This window comes from Nocardia sp. NPDC056100 (assembly GCF_042266325.1).
Classification (GTDB): domain Bacteria; phylum Actinomycetota; class Actinomycetes; order Mycobacteriales; family Mycobacteriaceae; genus Nocardia.
This window is the reverse complement of the sequence record NZ_JBHJVY010000007.1, coordinates 207,657-224,006: the sequence shown is the minus strand read 5'-3', so window position 1 is coordinate 224,006 and position 16,350 is coordinate 207,657. Positions and strand designations below refer to the sequence as shown.

Genomic DNA, 16,350 nt, shown 5'->3' with positions numbered 1-16,350 from the left:
CCTAATGAGCCCACTGCGACCGTGAGTGCATGGACGAGTTCGCCGCTGTGGCGCATGTATTGCGGCGTACCACCTTCGGCCCGTTTCCCGGGATGACCGAGGCGTTCGCGGCGCGCGGGGTCGGGGGCACCCTCGACGCGGTGCTGGACGCGCGGCCGCTGATACCCGCCGCGCCGGTGTTCGACGAACTCGCCGAAGCCGGGGCGGATGGACCGGCGGTGCGCTGGCTGCGGCTCATGGCCGATCCGGCGGCGGGCCTACACGAGAAACTGGTGTGGTTCTGGCACGGGCATTTCACCTCCAGCCACGACAAGGTCGACACCTGGGATCTCATGTGGCGGCAGCATTTACTGCTGCGCGAGCACGCACTGGGGAATTTCCGGGCGCTGGCGCAGGCGATCACCGTCGACGCGGCCATGTTGCAGTGGCTGGACGGGGCGGGCTCGGTGGCCTCCGCACCGAATGAGAACCACGGGCGAGAACTCATGGAGCTGTTCACCATTGGGCGTGGGAGCTATTCGCAGGCCGATGTGAAGGCCGCGGCGGCGGCGCTGTCCGGGTGGAGCGTGGATGACGACGGTAAGGCCGTATTCGATCGCGAATCCGGGAATCAGACTGCGGTGCAGCTGCTTTCGCGCCCGGTGACCAATGTGCACGACGCCGTGGACGTGCTGTGCGATCAGCCGGAGACCGCCCGGCTCATCGCCGCGAAACTGCATGCCTTCCTGCTGGGGGAGTGGCCCGGCGACCAGCGGCTCGGGGAGCTGGCCGAGGTATTCACGCGGGCGCGCTTGGAGATTCGGCCGCTGGTGGAGGCCATCGTGCGGCATGAATCGTTTCGCACCGCCGTGCGCACCCGCCCCCGCTACCCGGTCGAATGGGTCACCGCGGCCTTCGCGGTGTGCGGAATCGATGATCCGGCAGCGGCTTTCGAGCATATGACCGCGCTCGGCCAGTCCCCGTTCTATCCGCCCAATGTCGCGGGCTGGCCGCTCGGCGGCACGCTGCTGGGTCCGGGCAGCGCGGTCGCGCGCGCCGCGCTCGCGGTGGACGCGCCGGTGATTCCCGAATTGGCCACGGCGGCGGATCCTGTCGCGGCGGTATTCGCGCGTGCCGGAATCCACGATGTGACACCGGAAACCGCCGTCGCCGCACGCGATCTCGCGTTCGCACTGCGCCGCGATCCCGAACAGGCCGCGACCGGATTGCTCGCGCTCACCCTCACCTCACCCGAATTCGCACTGGCCTGAACGGCCGGTGCGCCCGCACAGTAGGGAAACTCATGGTCTCGTTGACTCGGCGCACGGCATTGCGGGCCGGTGTCGGCCTGGGCGTGGCCGCCACCACGGCGGGCATCGCGGCCGTGCGCACGCTGTCCTGGCAACCCCCGGATCTCTGGCAGCCGTCCCCGCCCGTGCGCGCGGCCGCACCCGAGCTGCGGCGGTTGCTGGTGATCGAAATGGCCGGTGGCAGTGACGGTTTGTCCATGGCCGTGCCCTATACCGATTCCCGCTACCGGGATCTGCGCCCCGCCACCGCCATTCGAGCCGACGCGGTGCACGCGATCGACAATGCGATCGGGCTGCACCCCGAACTCTCGAAATTGGCGGCAGGAGGCGTCTCGGTGATTCCGGGTGTCGGTGTCGCCCAACCCGATCTCTCGCATTTCGAAATGCTGCACCGCTGGCAGACCGGTGATCCGACCGGCAGCACCCGCCCGGCCACCGGATTCCTCGGCAGGCTCTGCGATCACCTCGGTGATCCGAGCGTCCCGGCGGTCGGTGTCTCCCTCGGTGTCGGCGCGACCCAGGCGTTGGCCTGCGAACACGTCACCACGCTGTCGGTGGATGCCGGAAACGACGGTCTCTTCCCGGTTTTCGAGGATGAGAATCTGCGCTCGGCGTGGCTCGCGGCCCAGCGCGCCATGTCGCATCCGGACCGCGCGGACACCCCGCTGCTGGCCACCGCTCGCGCGGGCACCGCATCGGCCCTGCGCTTCTCGGATGTCGCCGCCACCCTCTCACCCGCCGCCGCGGGCTATCCGGACACCGACCTCGGTATCCAATTGCGCCTGGCCGCACGACTTCTCGCCGACGACCAGCACGGCCTGCGCATAGTCCACGTCCCGGTGGGCGCGGATTTCGACACCCACACATCGCATCCCGCGCGCTACGCCCTGCTCATGCGCGACCTCGACGCCGCGCTTGCCGCCCTGCGCACGGACCTGGCCGCGCGCGGTATCGCCGACCGTGTCCTCATCGCCGCCTACAGCGAATTCGGCCGCCGCGTCCCCGATAACGGCTCCGACGGCCTCGACCACGGCGCGGCGGGCACCGCCCTGCTCCTGGGCCCCACCAATACCGGCGTCTTCGGCGCGCTGCCCTCCCTGCGCACCCTCGACCCCGACGACAACCTGCGCGCCACCGTCCACATGACCGAGTACTACGCCACCCTCGCCGAATCCTGGTTCGGCATCCCCGCCTCCGACGTTCTCCCCGGCTTCCCCCGCCCCATCCCCGGCGTGATCGCCGCATGAGCCCGGCGTCCCGCCTCGAGACGTGGTCGGCTGCTGCGTGCGCTGACCTGGACGTGTGCCTGATTGTTGGATGGCACACCGTGCGTGTGCTGGCCGGGGCGTCGGGGGTGATGCTCTAATGGCGAAAGTGCGGGTGTTGGTGTGTGAGGACGATCGGCGGCTGGGCGACGAAGTGGCCGCCGGGCTGCGCGCGGCCGGGTTCGCGGTGGATCTGGCCCGCGATTACGCCGACGCGGATCTGAAGATCGCGGTCAATGCCTATGACTGCCTGGTCGTGGATCGCGGGCTGCCCGATGGGGACGGGCTGGATCTGGTGAAGGCGCATCGGGAGTCCGGACAGCGGACGCCGGTGGTAATGCTCACCGCGCGGGACGCGCTGGCGGATCGGCTGGACGGGTTCGCGCAGGGGGCCGATGACTACGTGGTGAAACCGTTCGCCATGGATGAGCTCACCGCGCGGGTGGGCGCGCTGTGCCGCCGCCGGGAACCGCCCGCGCCGACCCGGACCACGCTCGGCGATCTCACCGTCGATCGCCCGCGCCGCAAGGTGCATCGCGCGGGCGTGCTACTCACCTTGACGCCCAAGGAGTTCGGGGTGCTGGAGTTGCTGGCCGCACGCGCGGGCACGGTGGTCTCGCGCACCGAACTCATCGAATCCTGTTGGGACGAAATGGCGGAACCCGCCTCCAATGTCGTGGACGTGGTGGTCGCGCAGCTGCGCCGCAAACTCGGTGATCCGCCGCTCATCGATACGGTGCGCGGCGTCGGCTTCACGATCGCCGAATCCCCGTGAGCGCGTGGCTGCTTCGGCTGCGCGCCCGGGTGGCGGCGCTGTTCCGATCGCGCGGCGACAAGGCCGCGGCCGGTCCACGCCGCAATCCGACGACGCCGGGGCGGTTGCGGCGGATGCGATGGTTGCTCACAGCGCTTTTCACCGCGCTCACGGCCGCCTGCCTACTGGTACTGGCCACCGTGGCCGCGTCGATCGACAGTCATTCGCGGGACCGGGAGCTCGATGACAGCGTGAATCGGGTGGTCACCGGGTTGGCGCGGGTGGTGTATTGGAATGAGGAGGGCGCGCTCGATCTGGAGGCGCTGCGGGATGACGATCTGGCGCAGGGCGATGCGGCGGTCGTGGTGCTATCGCTGGAACAGGACGGGAAATGGCATGAGAAATACGGGCATCTGCGCTCGGAGCTGCCGCAGGATCTGAGTGCGGCGGCGGCGCAGACGGCGCTCGCTGAGGACACCGTGCTCAGCACCATGACCGATCGATCGGGTAATCGGATTCGGGTGGCGGCGGCTCCGGCCTATGACGCCGACTATGCCGTCGGCGCGGTGGTTTTCGCGGGCGCGGACCCGGAACCAACCATGCGCGATCACCGAAAGCTGGTGCTGGCCTTGGAATTCGGCGGTCTGGGCCTGATCGCCCTCGCGGCCCTGATCGGTCACGTGCTGTCCGGGGTGAGCACTCGCCCGGCGGTGCGCATGCTCGCCGAACAGGAGCGTTTCCTCGCCGACGCCTCCCATGAACTGCGCACGCCGCTGGCCACGCTGCGGCTGTATCTCGATGCGGCACTGCGGGATCCGGATGACACCCGGCGCGCGGTCACCGAGGCGCGCGAGCTCACCGACCGGATGGGCCGCCTGGTCACGGGCCTGCTGGCGCGCACCCGCACCGAGACCGGGATAGGCGAACTAGAGGTGGAGCGGCTGCGCCTGGACCAGTTGGTGGAGGGCGTGGTCGCCGAATCCGGGGTGGCGGATATCGAGGTGCGATCGGAACCGACCGTGGTGCGGGCGGATCCGGATCTGCTGGCGCTCGCGGTGCGCAATCTCATCGATAACGCGCTGGTGCACGGCGGCCTGCCGATCGAGATCACCGTCGCCGATTACGCGGTCACCGTGCGTGATCACGGTCCGGGCTTGGATCCGGAGCTGGCCGATCCCTTCGAGCACGGTGCGACAGGTCCGAGCGGTCGGTACGGTATCGGGCTATCCCTGGTGCAGTGGGTGGCCCGCGCGCATTCGGGTTCGGTGGCAATCGGTTCCGCCCCCGATGGCGGCACATTAGCCACGCTCACCCTGCCCGCCCCACCCCAGCTCTGACCTGCGCGCTGTCCACTCGAACCGGCCTCGGAAACCAATGGACCGGGCGTATGGTGACGCCCGTGAACTCCACCCGCGTCGAGTGGTTCGTGAGTGCTCCCCGCCCGAATGTCTTCCGGGCACTGCTCGATGCGCGATCGGTACGAACGTGGATGGTCCCCGACGGTATGACGAGTCGCATCCACGAATTCGACCCGCGCGTCGGCGGCCGCTTCCGAATCTCGCTCACCTATGACGTCCCCACCATGGCAGGCAAGACCTCCGCGCACACCGACACCTTCCACGGCCACTTCGTGCGTCTGGTGCCGGATGCGGAGGTGGTGCAGAGCGTCGAATTCGAAACCGAGAACCCGGACTTATCCGGCGAAATGACCATTACCTATTCGCTATCCTCCGAGCGCGGCGGCACCCGGGTGATCGCCAAGCATGAGAATCTGCCGCCCGGACTGTCCCCGGACGACAATGAACTCGGCTTCCGCATGTCCCTCGCCAAGCTCGCCGACCTGGCAGAACACGCCGAATCGGACACGCCGACCGACTGAATCGGGCGTAACGGACGGCTGCGCGATCCCGGGTTCGGTGCCTATGGTGGATTGGTATGGCGCTGCCGGGCTATCCACGTCCGTCCACTGCCGTTGAGTATGACGATCGACGGCGGCAGGCCCGCCTGCGCGAAACCCGCCTCGGCCACGACTGGATCGATTGGCGGCGCACCCGGCTGATCCTGCTGCGCGGCAGCCTGATTCCGCTCGTGCTGATCGGCCTCTTCGCCCAGTATCTGGCCTGGGATGTCATGCCCGAACGCGCCCGGCTGGCGCGCACCGAACCGGCGGTCATGCCGATCGCCGGACCCTCGGATCCGCGCGCGTCCGATACCGCGGTCTTCGATCTCGTCGGGCTCGGCGTGCTCGATGCCACCGATACCGCACAGGCGCTGCCGTCCCTGAGCAAACTCGGTTCGGTGTGGGCGGTGCGCTACGACAACACCGGTATCGACACCAAGGTCATCGCCGATCTGATCGTGAAGGTCACCGCGGCGGCCCGCGCGCCGAATGTGGTCCTGGTGGGCCACAGCATGGGCGGGGTCATCGCGCTCGAGATCGCCAATCATCTGCATACCGAGAGTGATCGCCGGGTGCTCGCGGTCATGCTGGACTGCACCCCGGTCGATCTGCACGCCGTGCGCCCGGAAAGCCGTGATCAGGGTGAGGAAATGCTGCGCTGGACGGGCTGGATTCCCGGCGCGCGGGAAAGCCGCCTGCTGCGCTTCACCGTCGAAATGTACGCCCGCCATGAGCGATTCATGGGCGGCGGCCGCTACGGCTTCCGCCCGGAACGATTCCGCGAGGCGGTGTTGCAGGTGCTGCACGACAAGATCTTCAACAGCGATATCGCCAGTAACGGGCTCATCGAGGCGCAGTTCAAGGCGATAGTGGCGGGCGGCGCGATCGACGATCTGCGCGCCCTGGCCAAACCCGCCGCCGGAAAACCGCGGCCCGCAATCGTTTTCATCCGCCCGCATGACGGCTATCGCGATCCGATCGTCGATGTCGACTACTCGCATCGTGTGCTCATCGATCAGGTCGGCGGTGTCAACGGCACGCTGCTGGTCATCACGACGCGGAATACCGCGCACGCCAATCCGATTCAGCGCCCGCGCGAGTACAACGCGGTCATCGAACAGCAGGCGGTGCCGTTCATCCGGCTGCTGCGGCAGCAGCCGGTATCGGTCGCGGCCCCGCCCAGATGACTCATCACCGACAACTATCTTTGTCTTGACAAAAATATTTGTCGGTAGCAGACTGGGCGCATGCTCGACGTAGCCGTGATCGAAGAACCCGCCGTGGCGGAGGCATCCCTGGACCCGATTCGATCCCGGATCCTGGCCGCGCTGGCCGAACCCGGTTCGGCGGCCATGCTGGCGGGGCGGCTCGGATTGCCCCGGCAGAAGATCAACTACCACCTCAAGGAGCTGGAGAAGCACGGTCTGGTCGAGCTGGAACAGGAACGGCGCAAGGGCAATGTCACCGAACGGGTCTATCGCGCCATCGCCGCGTCCTATGTGATCTCGCCGAGTGCGCTGGGCGCGATCAGTCCCGATCCGGACCGCTCACCCGATCAGCTGTCGGCCCGTTGGTTGCTGGCGCTCGGCTCACGCCTGGTGCAGGAGGTGGGTGCGCTGCTCACCGGAGCCGCGCGGGCCCAGCGCCGGGTCGCCTCGTTCGGCATCGACGCGGAGGTGCGATTCGCTTCCGCCGCCGACCGCGCCGCCTTCGCCGATGAACTGGCGCAGACCGTGGCCGGGCTGGTGAGCCGCTATCACGATGAATCGGCCGCGGGCGGGCGTCGCCACCGGGTGATCGTCGGACTGCATCAGATACCCGACGCGCTACCGGTGCCCGCACCGAAGCCGGAGACCGAAACCGAAGCAGGACAGGAGAACTGACCAATGCCGCATCCGTTCGAAATCGAACTGGAGACGACTCTCGCCGCGAGCCCGGAACAGGTGTGGGAGGCGATCGCCACCGGTCCGGGCATCGACTCCTGGTTCATGGGAGCCAATGAGGTCGAACCGCGCGTGGGCGGTCTCGCCGCCATGGACACCGGCGGGCACCGCGAGGAATCGACCGTCACCGCCTATGACCCGGGCAAGCGCCTGGCCACCCGCACCGAACCCGATGCCGACGGCAAATTCATGGCCTTCGAATATCTGCTCGAGGGTCGCGACGGCGGCAGCACCGTCCTGCGGGTCGTGCACAGCGGCATGCTCGGTGACAACTGGCAGGACGAGTACGACGCGCTGCGCAGCGGGTGGCCGTTCCACCTGCACACGCTGAGCGAATACCTGACGCACTTCCCGGGCCGCATCGGCGTGCCGGTCTTCGCTGTCGCGAATGGTGAGTCGGCACAACAGGTTCGGGCCGCGCTCACCGCGGCGCTGGCCCTGCCGACGCCGATCACCAACGGCGCGCGGGCGCGCGCCGAGATCCCCGGACTCCCGCCGCTGGACGGCGACGTGGTGTGGGCGGATGACCAGCGTTTCGAGGTCCGCACCGCCGACGGCCTCTACAGCTTCCACCAGGGCCCCACCGGCCTGACCCTGATGTTCCACCACCTCTTCGGCCCGAAAACCGATGGGGCACAAGCCGCTTGGCAGCAGTGGCTCAGCACCCTGCTGGGCTGAATCGACCGACGATCCGAAACACAGAAGGACAACCACATGCGCACCCTGATCAGCACCGCGTTCATCTCCCTCGACGGCGTCGTGGAAGGCCCGGGCGGCGAGCCCGGCTACCGCAATTCCGGCTGGACCTTCAAGGACATCGACTTCGTGCCCGATGCCTTCGAGATCAAGGGCCGCGAACAGACCGAGGCCGCCGCCATGCTGCTGGGCCGAGTCAGCTACCAGGCCTTCAGCCCGGTCTGGCCGGATATGGAAGAGTTCGGCGACTACAAGAAGATGCCCAAGTACGTCGTCTCCACCACCCTGAAAGACGAAGACCTGGTCACCAATTGGGGCGACACCACCATCCTGCGCTCACTCGACGACGTCGCGAAGCTCAAGGAAACCGAGGGCGGCCCCATCATCGTGCACGGCAGCGCCTCCCTCAACCAATCCCTCTCCGACGCCAACCTCATCGACCGCTACCACCTCCTGGTCTTCCCCCTCCTCCTCGGCGCCGGCAAGCGCCTGTTCTCCACCACCGACAAGGACACCCAGAAACTGAAGCTGGTCGAAAGCGAGTCCTACTCGAACGGCCTCCAGAAGAACGTCTTCGACGTCATCCACTGATCGCGTCGGCATGCCGGTTGCGACCGGCATCGATGGCAGCTTCGACGACGTGGAGTTGGCGAATCGCGGGGTCGGTCAATGGCGGCACGAGCAGGGTCGGCATGCCGACTTCCCTGGCCGCGCCGTCACGGGAGGGCCGGTCTCCGACCATCAGGGTGACGGCGGCATCGGTGCCGAGTTCGGCGAGCATCAGCCGGAAGATTCTCGGATCCGGCTTCTGCACGCCGACCTCGTTGGACAGGATGAACGCGTCGATCGATTCCAGCAGTCCGGCGGCGTCGAAGAAGGGGCGGATGTCGAAGTGGATGTTGCTGAGAACGCCTATCCGGCAATCATTCTCGATGACCGCCTGGATAGTGGCGGCGGCGTCCGCGGCGACGTGGTTGTATTCGGTGCTCGAGTCGATGTCCCACAGTGCGTCCGCCACATCCCCGTCGAGTCCGGCATCGGCGAAAACGCCGTAGTAGGTCTCACGGTGACGTTGGGCGCTGGTGTTGCCCTCCGGTGACTGCAGTCTGCGAAGCAATTCGGGTGCGTGAATCGCCCGCAGCACCGTGTCGACGGCGTGATCGTCGTGATCGCGATCGGTGAGGCGTAACGCCTCGCGGATCCAGCCGCGGGTGTCGAGTTCGGAGACGAGCGTGCCTCGCCAATCGAAGACAACCGCTCGGATGCGCTGGGGGAGTGGATCATTCAGTGTCGGCATGATCGCGGCGGGGGCGGCTGATTCAGCGCACTCGGGTGCCGAGGAGGTGGCGGACGCCGCTGATGAATAGTTGCAGGCCGAAGTCGAAGCGGGAGGTGGCGTCGGGGCTGTCGTAGAGGGGGGAGCTTTCCTCGGGGAGGGCTCCGGCGGAATCCATTTGGATGCGGGACTGTTCGTCGACCGTCTGGCCCAGCACGTAGTAGAGGAGGGTGTAGGCCGCCAGTTCGGCTTCCTCGCGGGTCATGCCGGCGCGGATTGCCGCGCCTGCCAGGCGTTCCCGGCCCTTGCTGGTGGTGAGGCGGGAAGCGTATGTGGCCGAGACCAATTCGGCGCCGTCGCGGTAGGCGAGTAGGCAGGAGCGCAGGCGGTGCGCCAATTCGGTGATCTGGCCGGACCATTCGGTGGTTTCGAGCGGTTCGTCCATGGGGGCCAGGATGCGGTCCGCGACCGCGCCGAGCAGGGCCTGCTTATTGGGGAAGTGCCAGTAGAGCGCGCCGGGCTGTACGTGCAGGGAACCCGCGAGGCGGCGCATGGTCAGATCGGCGAGGCCGTACTGGTCGAGAATGGCGATGGCCCCGTCGACCACGTCCGTGCGGTGCAGTTGCACTGAAATTCGACCCCTTCGTGTTCCGGCTCACTCTCCGGACTGCTAGCCTACCCTGAACACCGTTCAAGTTGCTCGGCCACACCCGGCCGGACGAAGGGATTCGCGCGCATGACCCAGGCAGCCGTCCGCACCGAAGCCGACAGCACGGCAGGTGAGGACATTCTGACCATCGCCCGCGAGCAGGTGCTCGAGCGCGGCATCGGTCTCACCCAGGAGCAGACCGTCGAGGTGCTGCGGCTCGGTGACGACCGACTCGAGGAAACCCTCGCCCTCGCGCACGAGGTGCGCATGAAGTGGTGCGGTCCCGAGGTCGAGGTCGAGGGCATCATCTCGCTCAAGACCGGCGGCTGCCCCGAGGACTGCCACTTCTGTTCGCAGTCCGGGCTTTTCCAGTCGCCCGTGCGCGCCGCCTGGCTCGATATCCCCAGCCTGGTCGAGGCCGCCAAGCAGACCGCCAAGACCGGCGCGACCGAATTCTGCATCGTGGCGGCGGTCCGCGGCCCGGACGCCCGCCTCATGGCGCAGGTCGCCGCGGGCGTCGAGGCCATCCGCAACGAGGTCGACATCCAGGTCGCCTGCTCGCTCGGCATGCTGAACCAGGAGCAGGTCGATCAGCTCGCCGCCATGGGCGTGCACCGCTACAACCACAATCTCGAGACCGCCAAATCGCACTTCCCGAACGTGGTGACCACGCACTCCTACGAGGAGCGCTACGACACCCTGCGCATGGTGCGCGAGGCCGGTATGGAGGTGTGCTCCGGCGGCATCCTCGGTATGGGTGAAACCCTGGAGCAGCGTGCCGAATTCGCTTCGCAGCTGGCCGAATTGCAGCCGGACGAGGTGCCGCTGAACTTCCTCAACCCGCGCCCGGGCACCCCCTTCGGTGACCTCGAGGTGCTGCCCGCCGCCGACGCGCTGCGCGCCGTCGCCGCGTTCCGCCTCGCACTGCCGCGCACCATCCTGCGTTTCGCGGGCGGTCGCGAGATCACCCTCGGCGACCTCGGCGCCAAGCAGGGCATCCTGGGCGGCATCAACGCCGTCATCGTCGGCAACTACCTGACCACGCTGGGCCGACCCGCCGAAGCCGATATCGATCTGCTCGGCGAGCTCTCCATGCCGATCAAGGCGCTCAACGAAACCCTCTGAGATAAACGGGTTATGGGAAACCGGTACCGTGAGCGGTACCGGAACTTCACTGAGGCTGAGGTGCACTGAGGTGGTCGTGGATATAGAGGAGCGCTACAACCCGTTCACGGGCAAGCGAGTGGTGCCGGGTCTGGACGATCCGGTGCCGACCGCCGCCGCCATGGGCCTGGAACCGCCGCGGTTCTGTGAATCCTGCGGCCGCCGCATGATCGTGCAGGTGAGTCCGGACGGCTGGTGGGCCAAATGCTCCCGGCACGGCGTACTCGATTCCAGCACCCTGGAAAACCGCTAGTGGCAACCACATTCACCGCTGCCGAGCAGCCGTCGATGCGTATCGAGACCCTGATGCGCGAGGCGCGCGCGGCAGCGGTGGTGTTCGCCGCCATCGCCGCGGTGAGCGCACTCGGCGGGGTGCTGTGGGGTTTCCTCGCACCCGCCGAACAACTCCTGGTGGTCGATCCGGACCGGGGCGCGGCGCTGACGGGGGAGAGCACGCACCGTTTCGACGCTGTCGCCATATTCGTGCTCTTCGGTGTCGTCGTCGCGGTATTGAGCACCGCCGCCGCCTGGCGCTGGCGGCGCGCTCGCGGCCCGGTCATGCTGCTGGGCCTGCTGGCCGGTTCGGCACTGGGCTCCTCGCTCATGCGCTGGGTGGGTGAGGCCGTCGCCGAGCAACGCCACACCCGGCCCGCACATCCGGCGGTGCACTCCATCGTCGAATTCGCCCCGACCGTCGAGGGCTGGCCCGCACTGCTCATGCAACCGCTGATCGCGGTGCTGGTCGTACTCATCCTCACGGCGCTGAGCACTTCCGATGACCTCGGCAGCGGCCAATTCCTGCCGTTCGGCGGTAAGCCGCGCGATCCGGCGGTCTTCGCGCCCGCCCAGTACGGTTCCGCCATCAGCTACGGCCCGTACGGCGGTCCGGGCGGCAATGGCGGTCCGAGTTACGGACCCCGCGATCCGGTCGTGCCCTTCGATCCATCCGATACCGATCGCGCGCACTGAGGTCGGATCGCGCGCACTGAAATTCGCTGGAGCATCCGGCCGAATCCCCCTACCCTGAGGTCGAACTCACGACATCGCAGGGGGATCGGCCATGACAGCCGCACCGCACGCCGATCGTGCGCCGCAGGCTACCGAGGCCCCGGCGGAACGACCGGACCTCACCGCCTGGCGGCAGCGCCACGCCATCCGGCAATCCAATGCCGCACAACCGATTCCGAGTGGGCGCAAGTACAAGCGCACCGCCAAGCATCGCGATCGCGCGTGGTGATCGGCTCAGCCGAACCATTGGGCCAGAGCTGATTCGAGGGGTCGCTCATCGTTCGCGGTCCAGGCGATATGACCGTCGGGACGAATCAGCACGGTGGTCGCGTCCTGATCGGCCTCGGCGACAACCTGATCCACGTGAGCGGACCAGCGGTCGATGGATCGGGGCGCGTCATCGAAATTGAGCAGCAGCCCACGGCCCGAATGTAGTAGCCGGCTCATCCGGGTCGGTCCGTCGGCGGTGGTCAGATCGAGATCGAGCATGCGCGGCCCGACCCCCGGATAGTCGATGTCCAGGCCCGACATCATGCCCGAGACGAAGTAATTGGTATCCGGCAGCCGCAGCAGATCGGTGAAGAGATCGCGGACGGTGGCCAGATCCGCGTCCCGGCTCGGATTCATGATCATGCTCTGGGCGCGGGTGGTGCGCAGTACGCGCGCGGCGACCGGATGGCGTTCGGTGTGATAGCTGTCGAGCAATCCCTCCGGTGCCCAACCCCGCACTGCCGCAGCGAGTTTCCAGCCGAGGTTGACCGCGTCCTGGATGCCGAGGTTCACGCCCTGGCCGCCGATCGGCAGGTGAATATGCGCCGCGTCCCCGGCGAACAGCACCCGGCCCTCGCGATAGTTCTCGACCTGCCGGGTGGCATCGCTGAATCGGGATGCGGCAAGCAATTCGCCCAGGGTCGTCTCGGGTCCGTACACGGCGGTCAGTGCCTCCTGGACCTCCTCGGGCGTGATGGGCAGCTCGCGATCCGGTCGCTCGGCGGCGAATCTGCCGAAGATCAACCGGTACCGCTCGCCCTCGATCGGATGCAGGACGGTGAAGAATCCGTTGGCGGACTTGGGATATCGACTGAAATGTTCGGACACGCGCGGGACGGTCTCGGACCGGGACGCCAGGGTGAGGTCCGCGACCACCGATGCCATGCGTCCCGGGATGCCGGGAAAAGGGACGCCCAGCAGTTTGCGCACCGCGCTGTGCCCGCCATCGCAGGCGACGAGATAGCCGCCGCGAATTTCCCCGGCCGTCACGCCGTCCGCATCCTGTTCGATCGCGGAGACCTCGTGTCCGCGCAGCACCGGCACCCCGCGCTCGACGAGCCGCTGTTCGAGGAACGCTTCCAATCGCCCCTGCGGGATGGCGACGGGGTACGGATGCCGGGTGTGCCAAGGCCGACAATCCAATTCGACCGGCAGCCCGGCGAAGTGCCCGCCGAACTTACCGCGATCCAGTGCCTGCTCGAGTAACGGATCGAGGAATCCGCGCAGGTCGAGCACCTCCGCGGTGCGCGGTTGCAGCCCACCCGCGCGCGATTGTGAACTGCGCGTGCGCTGCTGCTCCAGCACCACGACCTGAACCCCGGCCAGATTCAGTTCATTGGCCAGCATCAATCCGGTCGGCCCGGCGCCGACGACGATCACTTCGGTCTGCACGTTGATCTCCAAAAGTAGACTTGGTGCAAGAATACACTCAGTCTACTTTTGACGGTATGGTCATCGCATGACCGAATCGATGGGCATCCGCGAACGCAAGAAACTGCGCCTGCGCGAGACGATCGCCGCCACGGCGATCCGCATGTTCCTGGAATCGGGCTTCGATCACGTCTCCATCACCGATATCGCGCAGGCGGCGGAGGTCTCCCGGCGCACGCTCTTCGCGTACTTTCCCACCAAGGAAGACCTTGTCCTGCAACGGTTCGCCGATCATGAGGACGAGGCGGCCAGGCAGATCCGGGCCCGGCCCGGCCATCCTCCGCTGGATACCCTGCGGGAGGCGCGATTGGAGGCGCTGAGCCGTCGCGATCCGAACAGCGGATTGAATGACACCCCGGAGATCATGGCCTTTCTCCAATTGATCAGGGGCACGGAGTCTTTGGCGGCCCGGCTGACGAGCTACCTGGCCCGTGCGGTGGACACCCTCGCGGAAGCCCTGCGCGAGAACGGTTTCGATCCGCTCACCGCTCGCCTGGTCGCGGCCCAGGTGACCGTGATCCATACCGAACTCGCCTTCATGAATCACGATCACCTGGTCGACGGCGAGTCCGCCGACCACCGCTATCCGGCCGCGGTGCACGCGACGAACGTGGCGTTCGATCTGCTGCGCGACGGTCTGGCCGCGCAGCGCGTGCACTGATCATCCGGGTTACCTCAATTAGCCTGGCTCTCCTGCATTTTCGACTCCATCCGCTGCACATAGTCGACCGCATCGCCCAGGGTGCGCAGGCTCGCCAGATCCTCATCGGGGATTTTGACGTCGTACTTGTCCTCGAGCTGGACCGCGATCTCCACCAGGGACAGCGAATCGATCTCGAGATCCTCCGAGAAGGATTTCTCGATGGTCACCTCGGATGCTTCGATCCCGGTCACCTCCTCGATGATTTCCGCGATACCGGCGACGATTTCCGCTTGCGTGATAGCCATGCGATTACGCTAGGAGCTCCAGTGGGGTGGAGGTTCAAGCGGTTGTGACTGATGACACACGGGACGGCGCACCCGTCAGCATCGGAGAGTTGGCGCGCGCCACCGGGATTGCCGTGCGGACGATCCGGTTCTATTGCGATGAGGGCATTCTGGAGTCGCGGCGCAGCGCGGGCGGGCACCGGATGTTCGACGCCGAGACCGCTGTCGAACGATTGCTGCTGGTGCGGCGACTGCGTGCGCTCGGGCTCGGACTGGAGTCGATTACCGATGTGCTGCACGGGAAATGGTCGATCAATGAGGCCGTCGCGGCCGAAACCGCGCGGCTGGACGCTGAATTCAGAGCCCTCGCCTGGCGCCGGGCGGCATTGCGGGCGCTCGACTCGGACGGCCCGGTGCGGCGCGATGAGCGGCTCACATTGCTGGCCGCGGTCTCGGATGCCGATGCGGCACATGAGGGTCTGGTGCGATTCTGGCGCGGTGTCCTCGCGCCGATACCCCGGGCCGAGGTCGATGTCTTCATCGGCTGGAATGTCCCGGAGCCGCCCGCCGATCCGACCGTGGACGAAATCGTCGCCTATGCCGAGCTGGCCGCGCTGATCACCGACTCCGGACTGCACGGCGCTGTGCGACAACAACTCTGGCGGACGCGCCCGGAAACGGTCCGCGATGGGCCGGAGCTGTATGCCGCGGTGGGCGCGGTGATGACCGATGTGGTGCCGCTGATTTCGAGCGGGGTGGCACCGCGCGGCGGCCGTGAGCTGGACCGATTCGTCGGTGCGCACGCCACCGCGCGCGGTGAGCGGGATTCCCCGCGTTTCCGCGCGCGGCTGCTGATCGATGGCCCCGATACCGATCGGCGCATCGATCGCTACTGGGCGCTGACCGAACGGCTGCTCGGACCGCGCATCACCGTCGGGCGAGCGCATCGGTGGGTGTATGACGCGCTCGCGTATTCGGCCGATAGTGCGGTGAATTAGCTCGGCGGGCGGAAGGCCGCGAATTCGTCGGTGACCCGGATTTCGGAGTCGGCGAAACGGTAGAGCGCCGCCGGGCGGCCGCCCGCGCGGCCGGGGGAGGCGGTCGCGCCGGTGGGAGTGATGACGCCGCGGCGGGTCAGCACCCGTTGCAGGTTGGTGGTGTCCACGTCATATCCGAGTGCGGCGCAATAGATTTCGCGCAGAGTCGACATGGTGAAGCGTTCGGGCGCGAGGGCGAAGGCGATATTGGTGTAGGAGAGTTTCGCCGCCAGCCGAGTGCGGGCGTGCTCCACCACGATGCCGTGGTCGAAGGACATATCCGGCAGATTCGACACCGGATGCCAGCGGGTGTCCGGGGGTAGCTGCGGATCCGCGGTCAGCGGGACCAGGCCGAGATAGGCCGAGGCGATACGGCGATCGCCGGGCACCCGATCCGGATCGCTGAAGACCGAAAGCTGTTCCAGATGCGTCAATTCGCGCACATCCACTTTCTCGGCGAGCTGGCGCGCGGCCGAGGTGTTCAGATCCTCGCCATCGCGTAGCCGTCCGCCGGGGGTTGACCAGGTGCCGATCGCCGGGTCCAGGGCGCGTTCCCACAGCAGGACCGCGAGTTCGGTGTGCTGTCCGGGCGGGCAACGGTCTCCGACGGGGGTGGAATTGCTCTCACCTGCGGTGTTGGTGTCCGGGAAGCGACGAACCTGGAACACCGCGGTGAGCGTTTCGTGGATGGTGCTACGATGGGGCACGTTTTCGATTCTAAGTCGAAAACCGGTTGTATGC

The 16,350-nt window shown here is 67.2% G+C and carries 20 protein-coding genes; 15 read left to right on the top strand and 5 right to left on the bottom strand.

Features of this window, described 5'->3' with window-relative positions; translation table 11 throughout:
* The first annotated feature begins 29 nt into the window (after positions 1–29).
* The 9 genes from ACFC0O_RS42600 to ACFC0O_RS42560 all read left to right on the top strand — a co-directional run bounded on the left by ACFC0O_RS42600 (position 30) and on the right by ACFC0O_RS42560 (position 8,438).
* Positions 30–1,250: a DUF1800 family protein gene (locus ACFC0O_RS42600; protein WP_375968029.1), complete on the top strand. Its 1,221-nt coding sequence runs from the start codon at positions 30–32 to the stop codon at positions 1,248–1,250.
* A 32-nt stretch (positions 1,251–1,282) separates the two neighbouring features.
* A complete protein-coding gene (locus ACFC0O_RS42595) occupies positions 1,283–2,536 on the top strand; it encodes a DUF1501 domain-containing protein (protein ID WP_375968028.1) in 1,254 nt (417 codons plus the stop codon).
* A 127-nt stretch (positions 2,537–2,663) separates the two neighbouring features.
* Positions 2,664–3,329 (top strand): response regulator transcription factor, encoded by a 666-nt coding sequence (locus tag ACFC0O_RS42590; RefSeq protein ID WP_364643466.1) that lies wholly within the window; start codon positions 2,664–2,666, stop codon positions 3,327–3,329.
* Positions 3,326–4,645: a sensor histidine kinase gene (locus ACFC0O_RS42585; RefSeq protein WP_375968027.1), complete on the top strand. Its 1,320-nt coding sequence runs from the start codon at positions 3,326–3,328 to the stop codon at positions 4,643–4,645. The genes ACFC0O_RS42590 and ACFC0O_RS42585 overlap by 4 nt, the downstream gene beginning before the upstream one ends.
* Positions 4,646–4,707: 62 nt before the next feature.
* Positions 4,708–5,187 carry an SRPBCC family protein gene (locus ACFC0O_RS42580; protein ID WP_375968026.1) on the top strand — a complete coding sequence of 160 codons (480 nt, stop codon included), beginning with the start codon at positions 4,708–4,710 and terminating at the stop codon, positions 5,185–5,187.
* Positions 5,188–5,243: 56 nt separating this feature from the next.
* Entirely contained in the window at positions 5,244–6,395 is a 1,152-nt protein-coding gene (locus ACFC0O_RS42575; RefSeq protein WP_375968025.1) for a lipase family alpha/beta hydrolase, read from the top strand.
* 60 nt (positions 6,396–6,455) lie between these two features.
* Positions 6,456–7,091, top strand: a complete 636-nt coding sequence (locus ACFC0O_RS42570; RefSeq protein WP_375968024.1) for an ArsR/SmtB family transcription factor — start codon at positions 6,456–6,458, stop codon at positions 7,089–7,091.
* A 3-nt stretch (positions 7,092–7,094) separates the two neighbouring features.
* A complete protein-coding gene (locus ACFC0O_RS42565; protein ID WP_375968023.1) occupies positions 7,095–7,829 on the top strand; it encodes an SRPBCC domain-containing protein in 735 nt (244 codons plus the stop codon).
* Positions 7,830–7,865: 36 nt separating this feature from the next.
* Positions 7,866–8,438 (top strand): dihydrofolate reductase family protein, encoded by a 573-nt coding sequence (locus ACFC0O_RS42560; RefSeq protein ID WP_364643449.1) that lies wholly within the window; start codon positions 7,866–7,868, stop codon positions 8,436–8,438.
* Here the strand turns inward: ACFC0O_RS42560 and ACFC0O_RS42555 are convergent.
* Together ACFC0O_RS42555 and ACFC0O_RS42550 are read right to left on the bottom strand one after the other, a co-directional pair.
* Positions 8,428–9,144: an HAD family hydrolase gene (locus ACFC0O_RS42555; RefSeq protein WP_375968022.1), complete on the bottom strand. Its 717-nt coding sequence runs from the start codon at positions 9,142–9,144 to the stop codon at positions 8,428–8,430. The genes ACFC0O_RS42560 and ACFC0O_RS42555 overlap by 11 nt on opposite strands.
* 22 nt (positions 9,145–9,166) lie before the next feature.
* On the bottom strand, positions 9,167–9,751 hold the full coding sequence (locus tag ACFC0O_RS42550) for a TetR/AcrR family transcriptional regulator C-terminal domain-containing protein (protein ID WP_375968021.1): 585 nt from the start codon (positions 9,749–9,751) through the stop codon (positions 9,167–9,169).
* Between the two features lie 108 nt (positions 9,752–9,859).
* Here ACFC0O_RS42550 and bioB point away from each other — a divergent pair, with 108 nt between their 5' ends.
* The 4 genes from bioB to ACFC0O_RS42530 all read left to right on the top strand — a co-directional run bounded on the left by bioB (position 9,860) and on the right by ACFC0O_RS42530 (position 12,173).
* Positions 9,860–10,897, top strand: coding sequence for a biotin synthase BioB (gene bioB / locus ACFC0O_RS42545; RefSeq protein ID WP_375968020.1), 1,038 nt, complete (start codon positions 9,860–9,862; stop codon positions 10,895–10,897).
* A gap of 76 nt (positions 10,898–10,973) precedes the next feature.
* Positions 10,974–11,189 (top strand): hypothetical protein, encoded by a 216-nt coding sequence (locus ACFC0O_RS42540; protein WP_364644195.1) that lies wholly within the window; start codon positions 10,974–10,976, stop codon positions 11,187–11,189.
* A 35-nt stretch (positions 11,190–11,224) separates the two neighbouring features.
* The gene (locus ACFC0O_RS42535; RefSeq protein ID WP_375968019.1) at positions 11,225–11,905 is read left to right on the top strand and encodes a DUF2567 domain-containing protein; all 681 of its coding nucleotides are present in this window, start codon (positions 11,225–11,227) and stop codon (positions 11,903–11,905) included.
* Positions 11,906–11,996: 91 nt separating this feature from the next.
* A complete protein-coding gene (locus ACFC0O_RS42530; protein ID WP_375968018.1) occupies positions 11,997–12,173 on the top strand; it encodes a hypothetical protein in 177 nt (58 codons plus the stop codon).
* 5 nt (positions 12,174–12,178) lie between these two features.
* On the opposite strand, the gene ACFC0O_RS42525 is transcribed toward ACFC0O_RS42530, so the two are convergent.
* Positions 12,179–13,606 (bottom strand): FAD-dependent monooxygenase, encoded by a 1,428-nt coding sequence (locus ACFC0O_RS42525; protein ID WP_375968017.1) that lies wholly within the window; start codon positions 13,604–13,606, stop codon positions 12,179–12,181.
* A 67-nt stretch (positions 13,607–13,673) separates the two neighbouring features.
* Between ACFC0O_RS42525 and ACFC0O_RS42520 the strand changes: the two genes are divergently transcribed.
* Complete coding sequence (locus tag ACFC0O_RS42520; protein ID WP_375968016.1) at positions 13,674–14,306, top strand: TetR family transcriptional regulator; 633 nt, start codon at positions 13,674–13,676, stop codon at positions 14,304–14,306.
* Between the two features lie 14 nt (positions 14,307–14,320).
* On the opposite strand, the gene acpM is transcribed toward ACFC0O_RS42520, so the two are convergent.
* Positions 14,321–14,593: a meromycolate extension acyl carrier protein AcpM gene (gene acpM / locus ACFC0O_RS42515; RefSeq protein ID WP_375968015.1), complete on the bottom strand. Its 273-nt coding sequence runs from the start codon at positions 14,591–14,593 to the stop codon at positions 14,321–14,323.
* A gap of 44 nt (positions 14,594–14,637) precedes the next feature.
* On the opposite strand from acpM, the gene ACFC0O_RS42510 reads away from it, so the two are divergent.
* Entirely contained in the window at positions 14,638–15,570 is a 933-nt protein-coding gene (locus ACFC0O_RS42510; protein ID WP_375968014.1) for a MerR family transcriptional regulator, read from the top strand.
* On the opposite strand, the gene ACFC0O_RS42505 is transcribed toward ACFC0O_RS42510, so the two are convergent.
* A complete protein-coding gene (locus ACFC0O_RS42505; RefSeq protein WP_364643405.1) occupies positions 15,567–16,316 on the bottom strand; it encodes an NUDIX domain-containing protein in 750 nt (249 codons plus the stop codon). The genes ACFC0O_RS42510 and ACFC0O_RS42505 overlap by 4 nt on opposite strands.
* Positions 16,317–16,350 lie beyond the last annotated feature (34 nt).